The 24509-nt window shown below is 62.9% G+C and carries 26 protein-coding genes and 1 tRNA gene; 18 read left to right on the top strand and 9 right to left on the bottom strand.

What is annotated here, in order from left to right:
- Nucleotides 1-59 precede the first annotated feature (59 nt).
- Nucleotides 60-767, bottom strand: a complete 708-nt coding sequence (locus QCE49_RS04905; protein WP_250456440.1) for a DUF2968 domain-containing protein — start codon at nucleotides 765-767, stop codon at nucleotides 60-62.
- Between the two features lie 328 nt (nucleotides 768-1095).
- On the bottom strand, nucleotides 1096-1671 hold the full coding sequence (locus tag QCE49_RS04900) for a hypothetical protein (protein WP_008350403.1): 576 nt from the start codon (nucleotides 1669-1671) through the stop codon (nucleotides 1096-1098).
- Between the two features lie 237 nt (nucleotides 1672-1908).
- Here QCE49_RS04900 and QCE49_RS04895 point away from each other — a divergent pair, with 237 nt between their 5' ends.
- The 3 genes from QCE49_RS04895 (at nucleotide 1909) to QCE49_RS04885 (ending at nucleotide 4502) form a co-directional block, all read left to right on the top strand.
- Entirely contained in the window at nucleotides 1909-2184 is a 276-nt protein-coding gene (locus tag QCE49_RS04895) for a hypothetical protein (RefSeq protein ID WP_008350405.1), read from the top strand.
- A 169-nt stretch (nucleotides 2185-2353) separates the two neighbouring features.
- Complete coding sequence (locus QCE49_RS04890; RefSeq protein WP_250456441.1) at nucleotides 2354-3811, top strand: esterase-like activity of phytase family protein; 1458 nt, start codon at nucleotides 2354-2356, stop codon at nucleotides 3809-3811.
- 172 nt (nucleotides 3812-3983) lie between these two features.
- Nucleotides 3984-4502, top strand: coding sequence for a hypothetical protein (locus QCE49_RS04885; protein WP_250456442.1), 519 nt, complete (start codon nucleotides 3984-3986; stop codon nucleotides 4500-4502).
- 11 nt (nucleotides 4503-4513) lie between these two features.
- On the opposite strand, the gene QCE49_RS04880 is transcribed toward QCE49_RS04885, so the two are convergent.
- A complete protein-coding gene (locus tag QCE49_RS04880) occupies nucleotides 4514-6100 on the bottom strand; it encodes an inorganic phosphate transporter (RefSeq protein WP_250456443.1) in 1587 nt (528 codons plus the stop codon).
- A 261-nt stretch (nucleotides 6101-6361) separates the two neighbouring features.
- Between QCE49_RS04880 and QCE49_RS04875 the strand changes: the two genes are divergently transcribed.
- Complete coding sequence (locus tag QCE49_RS04875; protein WP_160172896.1) at nucleotides 6362-6502, top strand: hypothetical protein; 141 nt, start codon at nucleotides 6362-6364, stop codon at nucleotides 6500-6502.
- 85 nt (nucleotides 6503-6587) lie between these two features.
- Nucleotides 6588-6998: a hypothetical protein gene (locus tag QCE49_RS04870; protein WP_008350411.1), complete on the top strand. Its 411-nt coding sequence runs from the start codon at nucleotides 6588-6590 to the stop codon at nucleotides 6996-6998.
- Nucleotides 6999-7631: 633 nt separating this feature from the next.
- On the opposite strand, the gene QCE49_RS04865 is transcribed toward QCE49_RS04870, so the two are convergent.
- The 4 genes from QCE49_RS04865 to acs form a co-directional block, all read right to left on the bottom strand.
- Nucleotides 7632-7721, bottom strand: a tRNA-Ser gene (locus QCE49_RS04865).
- 43 nt (nucleotides 7722-7764) lie between these two features.
- Complete coding sequence (locus QCE49_RS04860) at nucleotides 7765-9789, bottom strand: sodium:solute symporter family protein (RefSeq protein ID WP_250456444.1); 2025 nt, start codon at nucleotides 9787-9789, stop codon at nucleotides 7765-7767.
- Nucleotides 9786-10112 (bottom strand): DUF4212 domain-containing protein, encoded by a 327-nt coding sequence (locus QCE49_RS04855; protein ID WP_008350418.1) that lies wholly within the window; start codon nucleotides 10110-10112, stop codon nucleotides 9786-9788. Before QCE49_RS04855 ends, QCE49_RS04860 begins: the two co-directional genes overlap by 4 nt.
- Before the next feature lie 76 nt (nucleotides 10113-10188).
- A complete protein-coding gene (acs, locus tag QCE49_RS04850) occupies nucleotides 10189-12171 on the bottom strand; it encodes an acetate--CoA ligase (RefSeq protein ID WP_008350420.1) in 1983 nt (660 codons plus the stop codon).
- Between the two features lie 333 nt (nucleotides 12172-12504).
- On the opposite strand from acs, the gene QCE49_RS04845 reads away from it, so the two are divergent.
- The 9 genes from QCE49_RS04845 (at nucleotide 12505) to QCE49_RS04805 (ending at nucleotide 20028) form a co-directional block, all read left to right on the top strand.
- The gene (locus tag QCE49_RS04845; protein ID WP_250456446.1) at nucleotides 12505-13404 is read left to right on the top strand and encodes a DMT family transporter; all 900 of its coding nucleotides are present in this window, start codon (nucleotides 12505-12507) and stop codon (nucleotides 13402-13404) included.
- 203 nt (nucleotides 13405-13607) lie between these two features.
- Nucleotides 13608-14198 carry a TIGR00645 family protein gene (locus QCE49_RS04840; RefSeq protein WP_033537207.1) on the top strand — a complete coding sequence of 197 codons (591 nt, stop codon included), beginning with the start codon at nucleotides 13608-13610 and terminating at the stop codon, nucleotides 14196-14198.
- Nucleotides 14199-14252: 54 nt separating this feature from the next.
- Nucleotides 14253-15776, top strand: coding sequence for a fumarate hydratase (locus tag QCE49_RS04835; protein ID WP_008350426.1), 1524 nt, complete (start codon nucleotides 14253-14255; stop codon nucleotides 15774-15776).
- A 205-nt stretch (nucleotides 15777-15981) separates the two neighbouring features.
- Nucleotides 15982-16458, top strand: a complete 477-nt coding sequence (bfr, locus tag QCE49_RS04830) for a bacterioferritin (protein ID WP_008350427.1) — start codon at nucleotides 15982-15984, stop codon at nucleotides 16456-16458.
- Between the two features lie 4 nt (nucleotides 16459-16462).
- Nucleotides 16463-17344 (top strand): glutamate racemase, encoded by an 882-nt coding sequence (gene murI / locus QCE49_RS04825; protein WP_250456448.1) that lies wholly within the window; start codon nucleotides 16463-16465, stop codon nucleotides 17342-17344.
- Between the two features lie 175 nt (nucleotides 17345-17519).
- The gene (locus tag QCE49_RS04820) at nucleotides 17520-17756 is read left to right on the top strand and encodes a bacterioferritin-associated ferredoxin (protein ID WP_008350432.1); all 237 of its coding nucleotides are present in this window, start codon (nucleotides 17520-17522) and stop codon (nucleotides 17754-17756) included.
- Nucleotides 17757-18076: 320 nt separating this feature from the next.
- Entirely contained in the window at nucleotides 18077-18808 is a 732-nt protein-coding gene (locus QCE49_RS04815; protein WP_034472124.1) for an energy transducer TonB, read from the top strand.
- Between the two features lie 32 nt (nucleotides 18809-18840).
- Nucleotides 18841-19587 carry a MotA/TolQ/ExbB proton channel family protein gene (locus tag QCE49_RS04810; RefSeq protein WP_008350435.1) on the top strand — a complete coding sequence of 249 codons (747 nt, stop codon included), beginning with the start codon at nucleotides 18841-18843 and terminating at the stop codon, nucleotides 19585-19587.
- A gap of 18 nt (nucleotides 19588-19605) precedes the next feature.
- Nucleotides 19606-20028 (top strand): biopolymer transporter ExbD, encoded by a 423-nt coding sequence (locus QCE49_RS04805; protein WP_008350436.1) that lies wholly within the window; start codon nucleotides 19606-19608, stop codon nucleotides 20026-20028.
- 338 nt (nucleotides 20029-20366) lie between these two features.
- Here the strand turns inward: QCE49_RS04805 and QCE49_RS04800 are convergent, their stop codons facing one another.
- The gene (locus tag QCE49_RS04800) at nucleotides 20367-21329 is read right to left on the bottom strand and encodes a LysR family transcriptional regulator (RefSeq protein ID WP_008350437.1); all 963 of its coding nucleotides are present in this window, start codon (nucleotides 21327-21329) and stop codon (nucleotides 20367-20369) included.
- 172 nt (nucleotides 21330-21501) lie between these two features.
- On the opposite strand from QCE49_RS04800, the gene QCE49_RS04795 reads away from it, so the two are divergent.
- The 4 genes from QCE49_RS04795 to hemP all read left to right on the top strand — a co-directional run bounded on the left by QCE49_RS04795 (nucleotide 21502) and on the right by hemP (nucleotide 23827).
- Nucleotides 21502-22374: a pirin family protein gene (locus tag QCE49_RS04795; protein WP_244807892.1), complete on the top strand. Its 873-nt coding sequence runs from the start codon at nucleotides 21502-21504 to the stop codon at nucleotides 22372-22374.
- Nucleotides 22375-22502: 128 nt separating this feature from the next.
- The gene (locus QCE49_RS04790; RefSeq protein ID WP_034472128.1) at nucleotides 22503-22901 is read left to right on the top strand and encodes an OsmC family protein; all 399 of its coding nucleotides are present in this window, start codon (nucleotides 22503-22505) and stop codon (nucleotides 22899-22901) included.
- A gap of 40 nt (nucleotides 22902-22941) precedes the next feature.
- On the top strand, nucleotides 22942-23430 hold the full coding sequence (locus tag QCE49_RS04785; protein ID WP_008350440.1) for an SRPBCC family protein: 489 nt from the start codon (nucleotides 22942-22944) through the stop codon (nucleotides 23428-23430).
- Nucleotides 23431-23578: 148 nt separating this feature from the next.
- Nucleotides 23579-23827 (top strand): hemin uptake protein HemP, encoded by a 249-nt coding sequence (gene hemP, locus QCE49_RS04780; protein WP_008350441.1) that lies wholly within the window; start codon nucleotides 23579-23581, stop codon nucleotides 23825-23827.
- Between the two features lie 260 nt (nucleotides 23828-24087).
- On the opposite strand, the gene QCE49_RS04775 is transcribed toward hemP, so the two are convergent.
- Nucleotides 24088-24501 carry a heme-binding protein gene (locus tag QCE49_RS04775; RefSeq protein ID WP_250456449.1) on the bottom strand — a complete coding sequence of 138 codons (414 nt, stop codon included), beginning with the start codon at nucleotides 24499-24501 and terminating at the stop codon, nucleotides 24088-24090.
- Between the last annotated feature and the right edge of the window lie 8 nt (nucleotides 24502-24509).

Here is a 24509-nt window from a genome sequence, read left to right as displayed (position 1 = left end):
CCCGAAGGGGCGATTCTACGCGAGATCGGGAAGTTTTCTTCGGACGATTGAATGTGGCGTCATCGAACGACAGGCAGATTCGGCACGTTCTCGTTGACCGCCGTGTTGAGTTGGTGAAGCTGGCGCTGCAGCTTGTTGAGTTGCGCCTGGGCCGCGGCGCGCCGTCCTTCGAGTTGCGCCAGCTCCTTGCGGATTTCCTGCTGCTTGAGCGCAACCTCCTGATCGTGCCGCCCGCCTCGCTGCAAATCGACGCGCACGCGCTCGATCTGGGCGTCCGATTCCGCGGTGAGACGTTCGATCTGCTCGTTCTGCGCTTCGAGATGCGCGCGCCGCATTTCGGCGTCGGCAAGCCGCATCGCCTGTTCGACGAAATGACGGAACGCCGATTCCGCCGCGCCGAGGTCGCCGGCCTTGAGCACGCGCCAGACCGCATCCTCATGATGGAGCACGGCGTAATAGATCAGATCGCGCGGATAAAACAGCAGGCTCGCGGAATAGGCGAAGCTCTGAAACGTGCGAAACGTCGAAAGCGCACCTTGCTGAACGAGCCATTCGACTTCCGCGAGATGCGCGGCCTGCACGGCTTCCTTGCCGGATTGCTGGGTGGCGGGAACGACCCCGGGCCGCAGCGGCGTGACGCGCGTCGAAAGCTGAACCGGGACGGACTCCCCCTCGGACAGGTCTTCGGCGTGGATCTCCGGCGCGGTGAAGCCGCGTGGAATGTTGGCTTTTTGACGCACGAGAAACGATGGTGCGTTGTCGAGCAAGCTCCCTCTTCTGCTCAGCAGGCTTTTCACGATGGCTCCCTGGCCAGTCTTTTTCAGCACTGGCCGTCATGCATTGAGGTTGGTTTAAATTCGGTACCGCGACACGCGTTATTCGATTCGAATGAATACCGGCGCAACCATTCTGCATGACGAACGGAATCTGCTTTCTTTCGCTCGAATAAGCTATCGGATCAAGTATAGGCGAGACGTCCGGCGATTCAAACGATGCAGAAAATGCCGCCGACGCAGTGCGCGGATTCCGTGAGAAAGAGGATAAAAATGTAACGCGATGAAAAAATCGGAATGCGCCGAATGCAACGATCGAAAATCAAGAGTGGCGATAAAACGCTTGCGTCCCGTTCATCCTCATCCTGGCGATTTGAGCGGAGCGCGCTTTCGACATCAAGGCGACCATACGCATGATCCTGATGCCCTGAAGACCGCACGCAATGCCCGGCGTCTCAGCGACGCGCGACTCGAGCGAACCCATGACTCCATGCAGATTGACGACAGGCGTCGGCAATCCGGGCATGCCGATCTGCGTCGCGGGCCTGTGCAGCGGCGCGTGCGTCAGTGCGGCTTCGCGCCGATCGTCCGCGAAGAAATCTGACAGAACCTCTGGCGTTTCGACATGAGGCGCGCCTTCGTTTCGATTCTGAAAAAATTCGTCAATCGATTCCAAATAACGAACCGGCGTTTCTTCGACACGCCGTGCAATCGCCGCGCAGCGTTGCAGTTTCCAGTTTTCGCGCTGACTGACTGCCGCGATCGAATCCGCGATACGCGCGCGCATTTCCGCTTCGCGACGCGCAATCAATGCGTTCAGCATGTGCGCTTCCTCGCCCGACTCCTCGGGCAATTGATCGCGCCATTTCAATAATTCGCTCAGTGCGATGATCGACATGAAGTACTCCGTGGCGTGCAGACTTTCGAACGGGAAACAGGCAATTCGATATTGTTTGGATCGCGAATTGTAATAGACCCGCGCCCTGGATCGCCTGTCAAATATCCTATCCGTTTATCGGCCATTTAGCGTCGCTTAAGACATAAATAAGGACAGTCCTAATCGCGGCGCACGCGGCACGTTCGATGCTGACGGTTCTGTAAGCGGCGCGCCTGGCGCCGGCTCAAGGAGACAGATATGAAAACCACTACCGCGATCGCTGGCGCGCTCCTCGCGCTGGCCAGCACCAGCGCGCTTTCGGAGGAAATGTCGCGCGATCAGTTGATGCAGCGTCAGCAGCAGATGCAGCCGGGCAAGAATGAACCGATGCCCGCCCCGCGCACGGGCGACTCGTCGCAAGGCGGCGTGCAGTCCGGCACCTCCGGCGGCGGCACGCTGATGCAGCAGCGCGAGCAAGGGATGTCGCCGGCTCAGCCGGGTGACTCCAAATCGACCGGGACGATCAAGCAGTAGCCGCGCACTTTCGTCCACGACGCCGGCCTTGCGCCGGCGTTGTCGTTTCGGAATCGCGCGCTCGCATCGGTCGGATATGGCTCAAAGTAAAGGATCGCTTCCTTAGTCATACGAACGTCACTTGCCGCTCGCAATAATGCGCGGGCAATTCCATAGAAAGGAGACGTTCATGGTTCTAGCGCGTGCATGTGCCTTGTCGTTCGGTTTTTTAGCGTTGACCATCGCGGGTTCGTCCGCTTGGGCGAGCGTCGATCTCATCGCGATCGGTCAGTTGAGCGGCAATGCCGTCGATCGCTCGAAGGCGACGGCCGCGCCGCTCGAAAACGGCGCGCCGGGCAATCTGCTCGGCGGGCTCGGCTCCGAACTCGCGTATGCCGGCTGCGACACGTTTCTCGCCGTGCCCGATCGCGGCCCGAACGCGATCTCGTACAACAAGGCCATCGACGACACCGCGTCGTACATCAACCGTTTCCAGACGCTGATCCTGCGCCTCCAAGCCGGCGCGAAAGGCGGCACGTTGCCCTACACGCTCGATCCGACACTCGTCGACACGACGCTCCTCCATACGCGCGAGCCGCTCGTGTACGGCGACGGCGCCGCGGCGAACGTCGGCAACGGCGCGCCCGCGTTCAACGCGAAGAAGCACACGCACTACTTCACCGGCCGCTCCGACAACTTCGCGCCGACGCGGCCGTCGACGTATCCGCGCGACGCGCGCTTCGATCCGGAAAGCATCCGCGTGGCGCGCGACGGCGCGAGCGTCTTCATCTCCGACGAATACGGCCCGTACATCTATCGCTTCGACCGGCAGAGCGGCGAGCGCATCGCGGCGTACGCGGTGCCGGCGTCGTTCGCGGTGACGGCGCTCTCGCCCGTCGGCAGCGACGAGATCGGCGCGAACGCGTCGGGCCGCGTCGCGAACAAAGGCATGGAAGGCCTCGCGATCTCGCCGGACGGCGACGCGCTCTTCGGCGCGATGCAAAGTCCGCTGCTGCAGGACGGCGGCACCGATGGCGCGTACACGCGCATCCTGCGCATCGATCTGCGCACCGGCAAGTCGACGCAGTTCGCCTATCCGCTCACCAACATGGGCACGGCCGACACACCGAACTATCCGACGATCAGCGATATCGTCGCCGTGAACGACCACGAGCTTCTGCTCGACGAGCGCGACGGCAAGGGCCTCGGCGACGATTCGAGCGCGGCCGTCAAGCGCGTGTATCACGTCGATATTTCGGGCGCGCAGGACGTGAGCCAGACGAGCGGCGCGAGCGGCCTCGCGCCTTTCGCGCTGCAGAAGACGCTGTTCCTCGATGTCGTCAAGGCGCTGAACGCGCACGGCATCGCGTCGACCGACATTCCGGCGAAGCTCGAAAGCCTCGCGTTCGGGCCGGACGTGCGCGTCGGCGGCGCGCTCAAGCACACGTTGTTCATCGCGAACGACAACGACTTCGTCGGCACCGTGACGGACACGAACCATCCGGACGGCATCGATAATCCGAACCAGTTCTTCGTCTTCGCGATCGACGATGCCGATCTGCCGGGCTATGTCGCGCAACGTCTCGACGACAAGGCTTGCCGCTCCCGCCACGACGACGATCACGGCCATCGCCGTCATGACGATTGACGCGGCCCCTTCGCGCGCTTATCCACAGTTTCGGTGGACAAGCGTGTAGATAAGTCGAGGGCCGCGCGTCTATCCCGTTGATGCGACACGCGTTTCGCGGATGCGTCCGGCGAACGCGCGCCTCCTTAAACCGTATATACTGTTTTCTCCACATACGACGGGAGAGAACGGGATGAGCACACCGCAAGTCAAGGCGCCGACGAAGAAGGCGTTTCATTTCCCCAAGGGCGCAACGGAAGCCGCGCCCGCTCCCGCGAAGCGCGGGGCCAAGGCCAGCAAGAAGACGGCTAAACCAGCAGAGCAGACCAAGGCCGCGGCCACGACGCCGAAGACCGCGAAGAAGCCGGCCGCGAAAGCGCCCGTCGCAAAGAAAGCCGGGAAGACGCCGACAGTCGAAGCCGCTGCCGCGAAGAAAACGGAGAAGACCGTCGCGAGCCAGCCGAACGCCGACGCGAAAGCCCGCCGCGTGAAGAAGGAAAAAGTCGTGCGCGACAGCTTCACGATGCCCAAGTCCGACTACGCGAAGATCGCCGCGCTCAAGGAGAAGTGCCAGAAGAACGGCGTGCGCGTGAAGAAGAGCGAACTGCTGCGGGCCGCGCTCGCGATGCTCGACGCCGCGCCCGAGAAACGCCTCGTCGAAGCGATCAAGGCGCTCGAAAGGGTCAAGACCGGCCGCCCGGCGAACGCCTGAACGTCACGCACTCAGAAGAGGTTTCTGAACGCCCAGTAGAGACCGGCGGCGAGCGCGATCGACGCCGGCAACGTCAGCACCCACGCGAGCACGAGGCTGCGCACGGTGTTCCATTGCAGCCCCGAGCCGTTGGCGGCCATCGTTCCGGCGACGCCCGAAGACAGCACGTGCGTCGTCGAGACCGGCAGGCCGTAGGCATCCGCCGCACCGATGGTCAGCATCGCGATCAGCTCCGCCGACGCGCCCTGCCCGTACGTCAGATGCTGCTTGCCGATCTTCTCGCCCACGGTCACGACGATGCGCTTCCAGCCGACCATCGTGCCGAGCCCGAGCGCGATCGCCACCGCGACCTTCACCCACGTCGGGATAAACTTCGTCGCGTGGTCGAGCTGCTTCTTGTAGTTGTCGATCACGGCGCGGTCCGCGGGCGCGAACGCGGGCGCGTTCGCCTTCTCCATCAGGCGGATCGCTTCGGACGCGAGATACATGTTGTTGCGCACGTTATCGACAAGGTTCTGCGGCACCGCCGCGAGCGATCCCGACGCGCCGACCTGGTTCGCGATGATGTCGGTCAGTTGCTTCAGCGCGGGCAGCGTCGCGGGCGAAAGCTGGCGCGTACGCACGTAGGATTGAACGTCTTCGCGTGCATCGGCGGATGGTGGCGCATCGTTCGGATATTTCGCGAAGCTCGCCGATGCCTCGTGCGCCACGGCTACGAAGTTCTGCGTTTCGGCGGGGCTCACCGCCTTGTTGAGCGCGTAGGCAGTCGGCACCGTGCCGATCAGAATCAGCATGATGAGACCCATGCCTTTCTGCCCGTCGTTCGAGCCGTGCGCGAAAGATACGCCGGTGCACGTCAGAATCAGCAGTGCGCGAATCCAGAACGGCGGCGGATGATTTTTCTTCGGTTCCTTATAGAGCGCCGGCACGCGCACGAGCGCCTTCCGCAAAAGCAAGAGGAGTCCCGCGCAGATGAAGCCGACGATCGGCGAGAACAGCAGCGACTTGCCGACGCCCGCCACCTGCGACCAGTCGACGCCGCTCGTGCCGTTCGGCCCGCGCAATAGCTGATTCATGAGACCGACCCCGATGATCGAGCCGATCAGCGTATGCGAGCTCGACGACGGCAGGCCGAAATACCACGTCGCGAGGTTCCAGATGATCGCGGCGATGAGCAACGCGAAGACCATCGCGAAGCCTGCGCTGCTGCCGACCTGGAGTATCAGCTCGACGGGCAGCAGTTGCAGGATGCCGAACGCGACCGCGCCGCTCGAAACCAGCACGCCGATGAAATTCCACGTCCCGGACCAGACCACCGCGAGGTTCGGCGTCAGCGAGTGCGTGTAGATGACGGTCGCGACCGCGTTGGCGGTGTCGTGGAAGCCGTTGACGAACTCGAATCCGAGCGCGATCAGCAGCGCGACGGCGAGCAGGAAATAAGGCAGTGCGGAACTCAGCCGGACGGATTCGAGATCGTTAGCCAGATGCAATCCGACATAACCGATACCGCCGAGAAGTATGAGACCGAAAACGATGAGACCGGTCCGGCGCGTGCGTTCGCTCACGCCGCCCTGCTGAGGAAATGCGATATCCGGCATGGTTGCCTCGCGTTCACCGTAGCGGAGCAAAGATACGGTCCGTCGACCTTTCCGACTGTGAATCTTTTGTGTCAACAGTTCATGTAAAACTTTCGCTGCGCGCATGCTGAGGCGCGTACCCCTCCTTTCGCCCATGTCCGCATGCAAAGCGCGCTCCCCGCGTCATGCGGGTTTTGCGCTCGCGGAAGCATCGGCATCCTGAACGCATCGGAGTCGCTCACGTGACGCCGTTCGCCATCGATATCCGCAAAGGGGGCTGCCATGTACTTCGGGACACTCGTCGCTCGGTCGCGCGACGATCAGGAAAATGCGACCTGGCAGCGCGACATGGATGCATCGCGCGTCGTCACGGCCGGCCGTTGCCGCGCGTTCTGGCGCTGGCTCGCACGATGCTTCGCGTGAGCGGAAACATCCGAAAGTAAAGGATCGTCGCGCACCCGAGGTAATAGGATTCGTCCGAGCGTTTCCAAGCGCCGGAGCGGCTTAAATGCAGGCCTTCCGTTATTACAAGAGGCTTTTCAAGATGAATGACCTGCATATTTCCGTCGATCCGAACGGCCACGCGACGCTCTCGCAGTCGGTGCAGATCAGCGAACATTGCAACAATCGCGCGCGACTGCTTACGTCGCTCGTGAACATCGTCGCTGCGCCGGGTGGCTTCGAGCACTTCTGCGCTTATCCCGAAGCGATGCGGCGCGACATCCTGAATTTGCTGCGCTCGGTGGCAGAGGAGCAATTGCCGCTTATCGCCGCACTCGAGGAGCACGCGACGAAGGCCGGTTATGAGCGAGGTGCTCAGGCGGCGCGCGAAGTGCTCATTCAGGAACAGCAGGCGGCGAACTCGGCGCTGCACTACGACGCCGAGAATCACGCCGCTCAGATGATTCTCACGCACTGAGCTTGCAATGCGATGCCCCGTATCTTACGCGGGGCGTTTCTTTCTCGGCGGATCGGCCGCCGCGCGCAACCGTCCAAAGTCCGTTGCACCGCCGCAAAGCAAGAAGGCGACGCGCGAAGCGGCGGCACAATCCGCAGTCACCACGACGGAAACGGATCGAATTGCAGCGTTTGCCGGCAAGCCGGCGCATCGTTGAACGATTGCCGCTTACATAACGCGATTAATCCGATTTCTTTCCTGGCCGCATCGTCTATCCTTCTGAATGTCGTAAGAGATGGGCTGCATGGGCCGCTGCGCCCTGCCATGTGCGAGAGTTCATCGAGCATTATTAGAGGCGCAACCGTACCAGCGCTCATGACTCTTACGACAACTCTTCTCGCTCCCCTCCACTTGTTGTCCGCATGCTCGACGCTCGATCGACTGCGCGCCGCCATGTTTAATCAGTTATCCGAATCTATGATGTCGAAGCGCGAGGAAAAGGACGAAGCTTCCTCATTTCGATTGGAACCACTTGAGATTCGAAACAACGACGGGCCGCGTTTCGGATTTTTTCGGCATACGGGCCTTTTACAGCGCCCGCGTCAATTTTGAGAACAAAAAAAAAAGCCCTTGAAGATCAAGGGCTTGAGGTTCTGGCGGAGAGAGGGGGATTCGAACCCCCGATAGGTTTTACCCTATACACGCTTTCCAGGCGTGCGACTTAAACCACTCATCCATCTCTCCGGAAGACCGCGATTATACCAAGTTCCCGCGCCTGCGCCAGCCCCTACGGATGGCGAATGTAATCGACGAGCGCGCGCGTGTACGCATCCGGCTTCCGGTCGAACAGACTCACAACGATCGCCACCGCGAATCCGGCCGGCACCCCGAACACGCCCGAGCTGATCGGCTCGATGCCGAACCAGCGCGGCCCGGCGAAACCCGTCAACTGCACGAAGAACGGATACGTCGACACGATGTAATACACGCAGACGACGAGCCCCGCGATCATGCCCGCGACGACACCCCGCTGCGTCGTGCGCTTCCAGAACACGCCGAGTACGAGCCCCGGAAAGAGACTCGACGCTGCAAGCGAAAACGCCGCGCCGACCAGAAACAGAATGTTGCCCGCATTCAGCGACGCCACATACGACGCGAGCAGCGCCACGCCGAGCAACAGAATCTTCGAGATCGTCACGCGCCGCTGGCTCGTCGCGCGGCGATCGACCATGCAGTAATACACGTCGTGCGAGAGCGCATTCGCGATCGTCAGCAGGAGCCCGTCCGCCGTCGACAAAGCCGCCGCGAGCGCGCCGGCGGCAATCAGCCCGGAAATCACATACGGCAATCCCGCGATTTCAGGCGCCGCCAGCACGACCATGTCCGGCTGCATCTGAATGCCGGCCCAGCGCACGATGCCGTCGCCGTTCACATCGCCGATGCGGATCAGATACGGCTCCACGCGCCGCCATTGCGTGACCCACTGCGGCAGATCGGCAAAGCGATGCCCGACGAGCCCCGTCAATATTTCATGCTTGATGAGCACCGCGAGCACCGGCACCGTCAAATAGAACAACGCGACGAAGAACAGCGTCCAGCCGACCGAGCGCCGCGCCGACGACACCGACGTCGTCGTGTTGTAGCGCGTGAGGATGTGCGGCAGGCTCGCCGTGCCGATCGACAGGCACAGGAGCAGCGACAGAAAGTTGATTTGATGCACGCGCGGGCTCTCGTCACCGGCCGAGCCGGGCGCGAACGCCTCGGCCATCGGCACGGGCGCGGCGACGCGCTCGATCAACGCATCGCGTTCGCGCGACCATTTGGCGTGCGCATCGGCGGCATCGCGTGGAAAAGCCGCGAGTTCGCGCTCGCGCTCGTTGATCTCGCGCAGCGGCCCGTTGTGCCGGCGCAGTTCCGCGATCTCCGCGGCGAGGCGCGCGTGCTCGGCATGGAACGACTGCGGCAGCGCGTCGATGCGTTGCTGAATCAGCGCGGCCTGCCGCTGATAATCGGCGCGCACGCGCGCTTCGTCGGGCGACACGGCGACCGCGCGTTCGAGCGATTCGACGCGCTCCATCACGCGCCCGTAGTTGAATTGCGGGAACCACCCGAGCCCTTCGCGATGCGCGATCATCGACACGGGAATCAGCATCGCGCTGATGAGGATGATGTATTGCGCGACCTGCGTCCACGTCACCGCGCGCATGCCGCCGAGAAACGAGCACACGAGAATGCCCGCGAGACCGCAGAAGATGCCGATCGAAAACTCGATGCCGATGAACCTCGACGCGATCAGCCCGATGCCCTGGATCTGCGCGACGAGATAGACGAACGAACAGAGAATCGCCGCGAACGCCGCGAGCCCGCGCACGAGGTTGCTGGAGAAGCGCGTGCCGAGAAAATCCGGAATCGTGTAGCGCGCGAGTTTGCGCACGTACGGCGCGAGCAGGAACGCGACGAGGCAATAGCCGCCGGTCCAACCCATCACGTACGCGAGGCCGTCGTAACCACTTGCGTAGATCGACCCGGCTAGCCCGATGAACGATGCCGCCGAAAGCCAGTCGGCGGCCGTCGCCATGCCGTTGAACGCGGACGGCACGCGCCGTCCTGCCACGTAGTATTCGACGAGATCCGACGTGCGCGACAAAAGACCGATCACCGCGTACACCGCGATGGGCACGAACAGGAACACATAGCCGATCCACGTTCCCGGCCCCGTCGTGCGCTCGATGCGCTCCATCAGAAAGATGAACAGCAGGAAGCCGACCGTATAGAGCGCGTAGGAGAGGATCAGCCGGTTCGTGAGCTTCATGCGGCGTCGCCCTGTTCGGCGCGGGCGGCGCGGGCAAGACGCGCATCGGCCATCTGCATCAGCACGATATAGATGAGGATCAGCGCGATGTAGACGAGAATCGCGCCCTGCGCGCCGAAATAGAACGGCAGCGGAAAGCCGGCGACGCGGGCATGTTGGAAGCGTTGCGCGAAGAGCGGCAGGCCGAAGGAGACGACGAAGCCGATGGTCATCAGCACGCCGATCAGCGCGATATTGAAGCGCCAGTAGCGCCGATGCGCGCGCGCCATCGCCGCCGATACGGGCGGCGGCGAGGCAGGCGTCGGGTTGGAAGAATCGGACATGCGGTTTTTTAACAAAACCGCATGTCATCGGCAATAAGGATCGACCGCTGCCGCGCGAGGCAGCGGTCGCGGACGATCAGCGCGCTTCGCCGAGCTGATCCAGAATCGCGGGATTTTCCAGCGTGGAGACGTCCTGCGTGATCTCCTCGCCCTTCGCGAGCGAGCGCAAGAGCCGCCGCATGATCTTGCCGGAGCGCGTCTTCGGCAGGTTCTCGCCGAAACGGATGTCCTTCGGCTTCGCGATCGGACCGATCTCCTTGCCGACCCAGTTGCGCAGTTCGGTGGCGATCTGCTTCGCTTCGTCGCCTTCCGGGCGCGCGCGCTTCAGCACGACGAACGCGACCACGGCTTCACCCGTCGTATCGTCCGGACGGCCGACGACCGCGGCTTCCGCGACGATCGGATTCGCGACAAGCGCCGACTCGATTTCCATCGTGCCGAGGCGGTGGCCGGAGACATTCAGCACGTCGTCGATGCGGCCCATGATCGTGAAGTAGCCGGTTTCCTTGTCGCGCACCGCGCCGTCGCCGGCGAGATACAGCTTGCCGCCGAGTTCTTCCGGGAAATAGCTCGTCTGATAGCGCTTGGGGTCGCCCCAGACGTTGCGCAGCATCGACGGCCACGGGCGCTTCACGACCAGAATGCCGCCTTGCCCGTTCGGCACGTCCTGGCCGGTTTCATCGACGATCGCGGCCATGATGCCCGGCAGCGGCAGCGTGCAGGAACCCGGCACGAGCGGCGTCGCGCCCGGCAGCGGCGTGATCATGTGGCCGCCGGTTTCGGTCTGCCACCACGTATCGACGATCGGACATTGACCACGGCCGACGTTCTCGTGATACCACATCCACGCTTCCGGATTGATCGGTTCGCCGACCGTGCCGAGGATGCGCAGCGTCGACAGATCGAAGCTCTTCGGATGAACCTTCGCGTCCGCTTCCGATGCCTTGATGAGCGAGCGGATCGCCGTGGGCGCCGTGTAGAAGATCGTGACCTTGTGGCGCGCGATCATCTCCCAGAAGCGGCCCGCGTGCGGATACGTCGGCACGCCTTCGAACATGACCTGCGTCGCGCCGATGGCGAGCGGCCCGTACGCGATATAGCTATGCCCCGTGATCCAGCCGATATCCGCCGTGCACCAGAAGATGTCGCCCGGCTTCATGTCGAAGGTCCACTTCATGGTCTGCGCGGCCCACAGCAGCGTGCCGGCCGTGCTGTGCTGCACGCCCTTCGGCTTGCCCGTCGAGCCGGACGTGTAAAGGATGAAAAGCGGATGCTCCGCGCTCACCCATTCCGGCTCGCACTTCGCCGATTCGTTCTCGACGATTTCATGCAGCCACGCGTCGCGGCCTTCGGTCCATGCGACCTTGCCGCCCGTGCGCCGATACACGATGACGTCCTTCACCTTCTCGCAGCCGCCCGCGGCGAGCGCTTCATCGGCGATGCTCTTCAGCGGCAGCGCCTTGCCGCCGCGCATCTGTTCGTCGGCGGTGATGAGCGCGACCGCGCCGACATCGACGAGACGTTCGTTGAGCGACTTCGACGAGAAACCGCCGAACACGACCGAATGCGTCGCGCCGATACGCACGCACGCCTGCATCGCGACGACGCCTTCCACCGACATCGGCAGATAGATCACGACGCGGTCGCCCTTTTTCACGCCGCGCTTCTTGAGCGCATTGGCGAGACGCGAGACGCGGTCCAGCAGATCCTGATAGGTGACGTTGGTGACGGTGCCGTCGTCGGCTTCGAAGATGATCGCGTTGTCGTTGCCGCGGCCCGCTTCCACATGACGGTCGAGACAGTTGTACGACGCGTTGAGCTCGCCGTCCTCGAACCACTTGTAGAAAGGCGCCTTCGATTCGTCCAGCACCTGCGTGAAGGGCTTGTGCCACGTGAGCGTCTCGCGCGCAATGCGCGCCCAGAAGCCTTCGTAGTCACGTTCCGCTTCCGCTACAAGCGCCTTGTAGGCGTCCATGCCGGAGATTGCCGCACCCGCGCTTGCCTTGGCTGACGGCGGGAACACACGTTTTTCCTGAAGAACCGATTCGATCGCAGACATCGACAACCTCTCCTGATGGTGTTTCCGAAATCCGGCGGCGCGCGCATCGCTGAATGGGTTGCGCGCGCCGCATGTTTATGAGGTTCGAAAGCGGCGAACGCGCGGCGTTCCCGGCTTCGACCTTGTCTCCTTTCTACCGTACCGGAGCGGCACGGAAAAATGTCACGGCACATTCGCATACCGGCGACATCCTGCATTGAATTCAAGATAAGCCGCTCAACTTACCCGCTTCTTACGTGGCCGGGCCAACAGGCACGGGGTATACACGGAGTCCGCGCGGCTTCTACAATGCGTCCCCACAATCGTAACTGAACTCCCAGCGCGGTATCCAGCTTGAATCGCTACGCCCTTCTTTTGATTGCAGCGATGCTGCTCGTCGGAAGCAACGTCGGCATCGGCAAATCGATCGTCGCATTCGTTCCCGTTCCGCTCTTCGCGCTGCTGCGCTTCGTGATCGCGCTCGCGGTGCTCTGGCCGCTCTTGCGCTGGTCGAAGATGAAGCGCGTCGCGCGCGGCGAATGGCTCAACCTTTTCCTGCAGGCATTCTTCGGCACGTTCGGCTTCACCTTGCTGATGTTGAACGGCGTCGCGCGCACGAGCGCCGTCGCGGCGGGCGTCATCACGAGCACCATTCCGGCCGTGGTCGCGCTCTTAGCGTGGATCTTGCTCAAGGAGAAGCCGGGGCCGCGCGCGCTCGCGTCGATCGGACTGGCGATCGCGGGCGTGCTCGTCATCAACGTCGCGCAGGCCGGGGATGCGGGCGCGAGCTCCCTGCCCGGCAATCTGATGGTGCTCGGCGCCGTGTGCTGCGAATCGCTCTATGTGATCCTCTCGCGCCGTCTCACGCAGACGCTGCCCGCCATCGACATCTGCGCGTACACGCACGCGATCGGCCTGTTGCTCATGCTCCCGCTCGGCGCAACATCGCTCGCGCACTTCGACTGGACGAGCGTCGCCTGGAACACGTGGGCGCTCGTCCTGTGGTACGGGCTTTCGGCGAGCATCTTCTCGTTCTGGCTGTGGATGAAGGGCATCCGTCACGTCGACGGCAGTCTCGCCGGCGTCTTCTGCGCCGTGCTGCCGGTCGCGGCGGCGCTCTACGGCATCGCCTTTCTCGACGAACGTCCGACGCTCGCGCACGGCATCGCGCTCGCGTGCGTCGTGACGGGCATCGCGCTCGCAAGCTTGAAGGCGCGCGCCCGGGCTTCCGTTTCGGGCGAAACCGGCGCCTAAAACGGGTTCAGCGGATTCTGAAAGCATTTGGGAAGTCCGCGCGACGACACGCTACAATAGCGGGCTTCCCGACACCGCGAATGCGCCAATACCCGCCGCTCGCCGGCGGATTGCAAACGCTCCGCACGCACTTTGCACGTTCCGGTTCGTCATATTCGCCAGTCATCATTCCGGTTCGACCCGCCCCGACTGAAAAGCCGCCCATGTCCGCTCCCAAGCATTCTCCCGCCTCGCCCAAGCAGCCCGGCTCGATGAAACTGCTGCCGAAAGTCATCTTCATGAGCCGCTGGCTCCAGGTGCCGCTCTATCTGGGCCTGATCGTCGCGCAAGCCGTGTACGTCGTCCTGTTTCTGAAGGAAGTCTGGCATCTCGTCACGCACGCGATGACGCTCGACGAAACCAATATCATGCTCGTCGTGCTCGGCCTGATCGACGTGGTGATGATCTCGAATCTGCTCATCATGGTGATCGTCGGCGGATACGAGACGTTCGTGTCGAAGCTCGGCGTGGAAGGCCATCCCGACGAGCCCGAGTGGCTCGATCACGTCAACGCGGGCGTGCTGAAGGTGAAGCTGTCGATGGCGCTCATCAGCATCTCGTCGATCCATCTGCTGAAAACCTTCATCAACCCCGACCAGCACACGTTTCACACCGTGTTGTGGCAGGTGATCATCCACGTCGCGTTCCTCGTTTCCGCGCTCATCATGGCGTATGTCGACCGGCTGACCACGCATACGCATCCGCGCCATTTCCACGACGAGTCCTTTGCGCCGCCGAAAAACGCAGTCGAGTGAAGCGTCCTTCAGAACGCCCGCAGGAAAAAATTCAGTCCCCCAGAGCCCAAAGCCATGACAGTCATCAAGCAGGAAGACCTGATTCAGAGCATCGCTGATTCGCTGCAGTACATCAGCTACTACCATCCGCTCGACTATATCCAGGCGCTCGGCCGCGCCTACGAGCTGGAAGAAAGCCCGGCCGCGAAGGACGCGATCGCGCAGATCCTGACCAACAGCCGCATGTGCGCGGAAGGCAAGCGTCCGATCTGCCAGGACACGGGCATCGTCACGGTGTTCGTGAAGGTCGGCATGGACGTGCGCTGGGACGGCGCGACGATGTCGGTCACCGACATGATCAACGAAGGCGTGCGCCGCGGTTATCTGAACCCGGACAACGTATTGCGCGCATCGATCGTGAGCCCGCCCGAAGGCGGCCGCAAGAACACGAAGGACAACACGCCGGCCGTGATCCACTACGAGATCGTGCCGGGCGACAAGGTCGACGTTCAGGTCGCGGCCAAGGGCGGCGGCTCGGAAAACAAGTCGAAGTTCGCGATGCTGAATCCGTCCGATTCGATCGTCGACTGGATTCTCAAGACCGTCCCGACGATGGGCGCGGGCTGGTGTCCGCCGGGCATGCTCGGCATCGGCATCGGCGGCACGGCCGAAAAGGCGATGGTCATGGCGAAGGAATCGCTGATGGACCCGATCGACATTCAGGATGTCATCGCGCGCGGCCCGCAGGACTGGATCGAAGAACTGCGCGTGGAACTGCACGAGAAGGTGAACGCGCTCGGCATCGGCGCGCAAGGTCTCGGCGGTCTTTCGACCGTGCTCGACGTGAAAATCATGGCCGCGCCGACGCACGCGGCATCGAAGCCGGTCGCGATCATCCCGAATTGCGCGGCGACGCGCCACGCGCACTTCACGCTCGACGGCTCGGGCGCGGCGAAGCTCGAAGCCCCGCCGCTCGACGCATGGCCGAAGGTCACATGGCAGCCGAACACCGAGACGAGCAAGCGCGTCGACCTGAACACGTTGACGCCGGAAGAAGTCGCATCGTGGAAGCCGGGCCAGACGCTGCTCTTGTCGGGCAAGATGCTGACGGGCCGCGACGCCGCGCACAAGCGCATTGCCGACATGCTGGCGAAGGGCGAGAAGCTGCCGGTCGATTTCACCAATCGCGTGATCTATTACGTCGGCCCGGTCGATCCGGTTCGCGACGAAGCGGTCGGTCCGGCTGGCCCGACCACTGCCACGCGCATGGACAAGTTCACCGAGATGATGCTCGCGCAAACCGGCCTCATCTCGATGATCGGCAAGGCCGAGCGCGGCCCGGTCGCGATCGAGGCGATCAAGAACCACAAGGCGGCGTATCTGATGGCGGTCGGCGGCGCGGCGTATCTCGTGTCGAAGGCGATCCGCGAGGCGAAGGTGCTCGCGTTCGAAGACCTCGGCATGGAAGCGATCTACGAGTTCGACGTGCAGGACATGCCCGTGACGGTGGCAGTCGATTCGAGCGGCACGTCGGTTCACAAGACGGGCCCGGCCGAATGGCAGGCGAAAATCGGCAAGATTCCGGTCGCGACGGCTTGATCGCCGCTTAATGGCGGTTTATCACCGTGACTGAACGACGAGAGCCGGGCGATGCGCCCGGCTCTTTTCTTTGAACCGCCGCCAGTCGAGAAGCGTTTTCATTCTCAGTTTCGTCTGAAACAAAAAATTTCTACCTAACCTTGGCATCGGCACACTCAAGGTTTATCTTTCCAACAGCCCCACGTTACGAACAGGAAACAAAATCATGCAAGGCGACGCGAAAGTCATCGAATATCTAAACGCGCAGTTGAAAAACGAACTGACCGCGATCAACCAATACTTCCTGCACGCGCGGATGTACCAGCACTGGGGCCTCGAAAAGCTCAACAAGCACGAATACGACGAATCCATCGGTGAGATGAAGCACGCCGACTGGCTCATTCAGCGCGTGTTCATGCTCGACGGCCTGCCGAACCTGCAAGACCTGCACAAGCTGCTGATCGGCGAAGAGACCAAGGAAATCCTCGAATGTGACCTGAAGCTCGAGCAGATTTCCCAGTCGACCTGCAAGGAAGCCATCGCGTATTGCGAGTCGGTGCGTGATTTCGTCTCGCGCGAAATCTTCGAAAAGATCCTGCACGACACCGAAGAGCACATCGACTGGCTGGAAACGCAGCTGGATCTGATCGACAAGGTCGGCATCCAGAATTACCAGCAGACCATGATGGGCGATCACGAATAATCGGATGTCCCGCGTAGCGCCCTTCCCGATGCCGAACGAGCGTGCCGCGTCTGACGCGAGCGCGCCGGTCGGCATTTTCGATTCCGGCCTCGGCGGATTGTCGGTGCTGCGCGCCGTGCGCGCGATTCTGCCGCACGAGCGTCTGATCTACGTCGCCGATTCACTGCATGCGCCCTACGGCGAACGCGACGACGATTTCATCGTCGACCGCACGATGGCAATCGGCGAGTGGCTCGTCGGTCAGGGCGCGAAGGCGCTCGTCGTCGCGTGCAACACGGCCACCGCGCAGTCGATCGCGCTCGTGCGCGAGCGTCTGCCGATTCCGCTCGTCGGCGTGGAACCGGGCGTGAAGCCGGCGGCGGCGGTCTCGAAGTCGCGCGTGGTCGGGGTGCTGGCGACCGCCGTCACGCTGCGCTCCGCGCGCTTTCAGTCGCTGCTCGACCGCTACGCCGGCGACTGCCGCTTCATTTGTCAGGCGGGACATGGGCTGGTGCAGGCTGTCGAGCGCTGCGACACCTCGTCGCCCACGCTGATGGCGCTGCTCGAAAGCTATATCGCACCGATGCTCGATGCCGGCGCCGACACGCTCGTGCTCGGCTGCACGCACTACCCTTTTCTCGATCGCGCAATCCGCGACATCGCGGGCGAGCGGCTGCAGATCGTCGACACGAGCGTCGCCATCGCGCGGCAGCTCGATCGTCTGCTCGACGCGCACACGCTCAAAAATCTCGGCGCGCCGTCCGACGATATGCCGCGCTTCTGCTCCACCGCCGACGGCGAATCGCAGCGTCAACTCGCCGCCGCGCTCCTTCAGCTCGATGCCAAAGTCGAGCACGTCGACATCCCCTCGCGCCGAACGCGCCTCGCCGAACCCGACATCGTCTGAGGGTTTCTCACGCGCGTTGGCAGTTCCATCGCGCGCTTTGCCCCGTCAGACAAGGCTCCTAGCAATAAACCCGCTAACTTTCGCCCTCTGTTACAAAAAACACGGTCCTGCGCTTGCAAAGGCGGCAATACCGAATGATAATAATTCGCATTAACGCTAACTATTGCGAACGATCATGATTGTCTGCGTCTGCAAATCAGTGTCCGACCGAAAGATTCGAAGCGCCATCGCCGAAGGGGTGGACTCCTTTGATGAACTGCAGTTCGAACTCGGCGTCGCGCTGTGCTGCGGCAAGTGTGAAGAAAGCGTTCGCGACGTAATGGCACAAAGCGGCGTCTGCGCGTCGCGATGCGGCGTTCAGCAGCGCGAGCACGTTGCGCCGCTGACGTTCTACGAGCGCCAGGCTGCCTGAAGCAATTCGCGCGGCGTCGCCGCGCTCAACCGGCGACGCCGATGCTCCGGATGCGCCGCCCAGTCGTTTTATCGCCTCCAGCAAGCCAGGTTACCTTCGTATTTCCGGTCACTTTCAGCCAGCCGCGCAACCCTTACCCCTGGAGGGAAAGATGGAATTGCTGATTGGTTTCGTGACTACCCTGTTCATCTCCCTGCTGATTTTCCGAAAATGACGTCGTCTGGTTTCTTCCGCACCGTGCCTGTGCGCTCGTTGGACAGCGAACTCGAAGGCAGCGTTATCAGCAAGCATTCACGCAGCATCACAAGCAGCCAATAACGATGCAGTCCCCGACCACTTCTCCCGCCGCATTCCAGACCGCGCCGACAGCAAATGCGAATCCGCGCGTGATCGCGGCGTGCGTCGCCGTCGTCGCCATTCACGCTGCGTTGCTGGGCGTCGCGCTGACGATGAAGAACGAGCCGCCGCCCCGCCCGATCGAAGCCAAATCCATCACCGCGCAACTGATCAGCGAGACACCGCAGCCCGCGCCGCAGCCGGTCGCCGTCGAAACGCCGCCGCCGCCCAAGCCCGTGCCGCAGCCCGTTCCGAAGCCGCAGCCCAAGCCGAAGGTGAAACCGAAAGTCGAGCCGAAGCCGACGCCGATGCCGGTCACGGAAGCGCCTTCGCAGATCGCCGCGCCCGCGCCGGAACCCACGCCGCCCGCTCCGGCTCAGCCTGCGCCGCCGCCGGCCGCGCCCGCGATCGGCAAGCCGAGCATGGATCTCGCCGCGCCGAAGAACGTCGCGCACCTGAGTTGCAACATCGCGCAGCCCGACTATCCGGCGATGTCCAAGCGCCGCGGCGAAACGGGCACGGCCGTCATCCGTCTGACGGTAGGCCTGTCGGGCAAGATCGAAAACGTCACGCTGCAGAAGAGCAGCGGCTCGTCGCGCCTCGATGACGCGGCGCTCGACGCGGTGCGCGGCAGCGCGTGCAGCCCTTACAAGGAAAATGGCGAAGCGATTCGTGCTAGCGCCACGGTGCCATTCGTTTTCAGTCTGAACGACTGATCGTTTATTTAGATACAAGGAAGGAAACAGAAATGGAAAACTACGGGATTGCGCACGTCTGGGCGCAAGGCGACTTCGTGACGCGGGGCATCGCGCTCGCGCTCGTCATCATGTCGGTGCTTTCGTGGACGGTGATCGTCGTGAAGGCGTGGAACGTCGTGCGCCTGAAGCGCCTCACCAAGAACGCCGAACAGGCGTTCTGGCACTCCGACGACTTCAACGACGGCATCAAGAAGCTCGGCAGCCAGTCGTCGAGCCCGGCGGACAACCCGTTTCTCGCGCTCGCGCTCGCCGGCCAGGAAGCCGCCGACCATCATCATCAGACGCAGCCGCATCTGCACGACCGCATGGACGTGTCCGACTGGATCACGCGCTGCCTGAAAGACGTCATGGACGAAGGCGTCGGCCGCATGCAGGCGGGCCTCGCGATCCTCGCGTCGATCGGTTCCACGTCGCCGTTCGTCGGCCTCTTCGGTACGGTCTGGGGCATCTATCACGCGCTCTTGACCATCGGCGCGACGGGACAGACGTCGATCGATCAGGTCGCCGGTCCGGTCGGCGAATCGCTCATCATGACGGCGTTCGGCCTGTTCGTCGCGATTCCCGCCGTGCTCGGCTATAACGCGCTGACCCGCGCGAACAAGGGCATCGTCACGAAGCTGAACCGCTTCGCGCACGGCCTGCACGCGTTCTTCGTCACGGGCTCGAAGCTCTCGTCGACCAAGCGCGCGACGAACGCCGCGTCGGACAACCTGCGTCTCGCGACGCGCGCGTCGTAAGCCGGGGAGGTCCGCATCATGGCCATGAGCCCTTTCGCCGGAGACGAAGACGACGGCATGATGAGCGAGATCAACATGACGCCGCTCGTCGACGTCATGCTGGTTCTGCTGATCATCTTCCTCGTCACGATTCCGGCCATGCATCACGCGGTCAAGATCGACCTGCCGCACGCGAGCAGCCAGCCGCAGGACGAAAAGCCCGCGCACGTGAACATCGCGATCAAGGCTGACGGCACCACGCTCTGGGACGATCAGCCGATCGACGAAGCGGCGCTCAACGCGCGCATCGCGCAGGCGGCGCAGCAGAACCCGCAGCCGGAGATTCATCTGCGCGCCGATCGTCAGGTGGCGTACGAAAAGGTCGCCGATCTGATGTCGGCGGCGCAGGCAGGCGGATTGACGAAGATCGGTTTCGTCACCGAGCCGAAGAGCGGCAAGTAACAGCCCGACGCGCCCTCTTCCGGGCGCACAAAGTAAAAGGCCTTCATCGTCGGATGAAGGCCTTTTTTCGTGCGCGCTCGGCGCATTCGGGTGAGGCGGTCACTTTGGGTTCGAATAGCCAGAACCGGAAGTTCCGTCGCATGCAGCAGCCGTGGTCGACACGGACAGTGCAATCAACCCTATCAGGCTAACTATCAGAGCAGCCGTCAGTTTTCGCATAAGGAGCTCCTTAGCGAAGGAGGCTTCAATATACCGCCACAAATTGTGACGATCAATTGAATCTGTCCATCGCAAGCGCGCGCTTCAATGCCATAAACCAATGACAAACGCCGATGCGGTCAAACTGTTTCCCGTTCCGGCTGTTCGTGAACAGGACATTCTCCCGGAAAGCGCTGGCCGCTACCGATCGACTCGACGAGAAAATCGACGAATGCGCGGACGGCCGGGACCATGCCCTGACGCGACAAAAACACCGCGTAGAGTTGCGGCGACGGAAACGTCCAGCCGGGCATCACCGGCGATAGCTGCCCGGAGCGCAGCGGCGCGCCGTACATCATCTCGGGCAGCGCCGCGATGCCGACGCCGCGCATGACGGCCTCGCGGATCATCGACAGATCGGCCGTGACGAGGCGCGGCTCGTGCTCGAACTCATGGCGCGTGCCGTCCGGCGCGATCAGACGGTAGACGTGGCGGCCGTCCGCCGATGGCGTGTCGATCGTGTCGTACTGGGCGAGTTCGGCGGGTGTCATCGGCGGCGCATTCGACTTCAGCAGCGATGGCGCCGCGACCAGCATCTGCTCCGTGCGCCACAGCGGGCGCGCGACGACGTTCGAGCTCGCGGGCGGCTCCGAGCGCACGCGCAGCGCGACATCGACGGCATCCTCGAACAGATCGACGACACGGTTCGTCACGCGCATGACGACGCGCACTTCCGGATAGCGGTGCATGAAATCCGGCATCACGGCGGACAGGAACGTCTGCGCGATCGTGACCGGAACGCTCACGCGCACCGTGCCGCGCGGCGAATCGCGCAGGCTTTGCACGACGTTGACGGCCGCCTGTGCCTCGGCGAGCATCGCCTGACAATGCTGATAGAAAAGCTGCCCGGCCTCGGTCAGCGCGAGCTTGCGCGTCGAGCGCTGCAACAGACGCACGCCGAGCGACGCTTCCAGCTCCGACACGCGCCGCGACAGCCGCGACTTCGAGATGCCGAGCACGCGCTCGGCGGCGGAAAACCCGCCGTGCTCGACGACGTGCGAGAAGTACATCAGATCGTTCAGGTCATGCGAGTCGGCTTTCATGAGTCGCCCGGTGGGACTGGAAGAGATGAACATCGACGCGGTTCGTTATCCCCAGCGGGACAATCCATTGCGCCGCGACGGCTTTTACCGCGAAATGCGGCCCATATAATAGCTCTGTGTTTCAAATTTATCGCTATTCCCCTCTTTTCCGTATTCCCGACGCGAGGCAATAATGTCCACCAGCCGCAGCATCGAACGCATCATTCCGGCGACCCGCACTGTCGAAGGCGGCGGATTCGTCGTGCATCGCCCTTTCCCGACCCGTCTTCTGATGGATTTCGATCCGTTCCTCCTCCTCGACGAGATGGGCCCAGCCGACTACGCACCCGGCGAGGCTAAAGGCGCGCCGGACCATCCGCATCGCGGCTTCGAAACCGTCACGTACATGCTCGAAGGCGAGTTCGGTCACAAGGATTCGGCCGGGCATTCCGGCACGCTGCGTCCCGGCGACGTGCAATGGATGACCGCGGGCGCGGGCGTCGTGCATAGCGAGATGCCCGCCGAGGAATTCACGCAACGCGGCGGCCGCGTGCACGGCCTGCAGCTTTGGGTCAACCTGCCGCAGCGCTACAAGATGATCGCGCCGCACTATCAGGAGATTCCGTCCGTGCAGATTCCCGTCGCGACGAGCGAGGACGGCAAGGTCAGCGTGAAGGTCATCGCGGGCGAGGCGCTCGGCGTGAAGGCCGCGATCGAGACGCGCACGCCGATTCTGTATCAGCACTTTTCGCTCAAGCCGGGCGCGAAGATCGAACTCGCGGTGCCGCGCGATTACCGCGTGTTCGCCTATCCGCTGTCGGGCACCGCGCTGTACGGTCCGCAAAGCCAGCCGGTGCGCGCGCAACAGATGGTGATTTTCCGCGACGACAGCGATACGATCGCGCTCGCCGCCGGCGATGAGCCCGTCGAGCTGCTGCTGATCGGCGGCGTGCCGCTGAAGGAGCCGGTCGTGCGCTACGGCCCGTTCGTGATGAACACCGAGGACGAGATCCGCCAGGCCGTGATCGACTATCAGGCGGGCCGGATGGGCGCCATCGCGCATTGATCTGGTCACAGCGAAAACCGCGAAACGGTGCGGCACGAACGGACACATTGCGTCACAATGACCGTTCTTGCCGCGCCGTTTCGCCTTTGTCGTCAATCTTGCAGTCTCAACTTCAACCAGGAGCACGCATGGCCGGACCTTCCGTGACCGCCAGCATCGGCAACATCGACTATCAGGTCCGTCTCGGCGACGGGACGCATTCGTGGGTCGCGGACGAGCCGGCGGGCATCGGCGGCGGCGATACCGGACCGGAACCCGCGTCGCTGCTGCTCGCGAGCCTCGGCGCATGCACGTCGATCACGTTGAAGATGTACGCGAAGCGCAAGGAGTGGCCGCTCGAAGGCGTACACGTCGAGTTGTCGATGACAAGCACCGCCGACGGCACGAACATCGACCGGCGCATCGCGCTCACGGGCGCGCTGTCCGATGAGCAGCGGGAACGGCTCTTGCAAATTGCCAATGCGTGCCCGATGCACAAGGTCCTGTCCGGCGCGATTCGCATCGAATCCGGACTCGCGCCGCAGTGACGCATCGCGGGCACCACGAACGTCCAAGGGAAACGTCGTCTTGAATTTCGAACACCTGATCCAGATCAACGATCCGCTCAATCCGCTTCTCGAATCGCTGACGCGCGAGCAGCTCTGGGAAGGCCTCGTCCTGCGCGCCGAGCAGCCGCAACTATTCGTGATCGGCCTGGATAGCTGCGACATCCTCGCGCGCGATGGCGACACGATGGAACGCGAACTCCACTACGGCCAGGCGACCGTGCGCGACCGCGTGACGCTCACGCCCGGCACCAGCGTGCGCTACGACATTCTGCCGACCGCCGATTACGTCGGCGGCTCGCTCACGATGGCGATCGAGCAGCCCGATGCGGTCCAGCTCTTCCTGCGCTTCACTTACGCCACGACGCTGCCCGAGAACGAAAACGCCACGCCCGATGAGCGTCAGACGCAGGAAATCGTGAAGTCGGCGTACCGCGAGTCGGACATCGATACCGTGCGGCTCATTCGCCAGTTCGCGCACGGCCGCAGGGACGAGAGTCCGCTGCATTGAGCCTCTGACGGATGCGGTGGCGAATGTTTCGCGGCCGCATCGAGACTGGCTATCGAAAGAGGCGCTTCAATCGGAAAGTCTAGTTGCAAATAGGAATAGTTATCATTTACTATAGACCCATCGAATCAACGAACGCACATTTTCCGACATGACCGATACGCCGCGATCCTCCACGCTCAGGCTGCGCCGCCCGGCTGTCCGCGACGCCGCGATCACCCGCCCGAAAGCGACGACCGTGACCACGGTTCATGTCGCGCACGCGGGGGACAGTACCGGCGAGCGATCGCTGAAAAGCGACGCGCTGCTGCAGGGACGCAGTCACGTGAGCATCGTGCATAACGGAGAGACGTACCAATTGCGTGCGACGCGTTTGGGCAAACTGATCCTGACGAAATGACGCGCAGGCAAGAACAGCCGTAGTACCGGGTATTGTGGGGACCACCTCGCCAAGAGGTGTTTGGCCTTAGCCAGCGAGGACGACTTGCACGCGAGAAATTAGACCCCTTCGTGCAAACACCAGCCAGTCGTCGATAGCAAGCGAAGCCGCTTTTTTTTGGTTCCTGCTTGGGTCACGATGCGCGCCGACGAGCGCTGCATCCGAAAACAGAATGGCACGTCTTCGTTACGAGGACGTGCCATTTTTATTGCGCGAATGCTTCAGACGTTCTCGATGCCGAGCGCCGCGATGCCCGCCTTCGCGATCTGCGCATCCTGATCCGATTTCACGCCCGACACGCCGACGGCACCGACGATGTCCGTGCCCACGAAGATCGGCACGCCGCCTTCGAGCATTGCGGTCATCGGCGCGGAGAGGAACGCCGTGCGGCCCTGCTTGATGGTGTCTTCGTAGACCTTGGTTTCGCGACGGCCGAGCACGGCGGTGCGCGCCTTGCCCGTCGCCATTTCGGCGGTGCTCGCGCCTGCGCCGTCGAGACGATGCAGATGCAGCAGATGTCCGCCATCGTCGACGATCGCAATCGTCACGTTCCAGTTGTGTTCTCTCGCATGCGTCTCGGCGGCCGCTGCCATCACCTTGACGTCTTCGTCGGTCAGTACGGGTTTGGTTCTCACTTCTCGCT

The sequence above is a fragment of the Caballeronia sp. LZ008 genome (assembly GCF_031451435.1).
In the GTDB taxonomy this organism is placed as follows: domain Bacteria; phylum Pseudomonadota; class Gammaproteobacteria; order Burkholderiales; family Burkholderiaceae; genus Caballeronia; species Caballeronia zhejiangensis.
The sequence above is the reverse complement of the archived record's forward strand: the minus strand, read 5'-3'. Positions and strand labels throughout refer to the sequence as shown.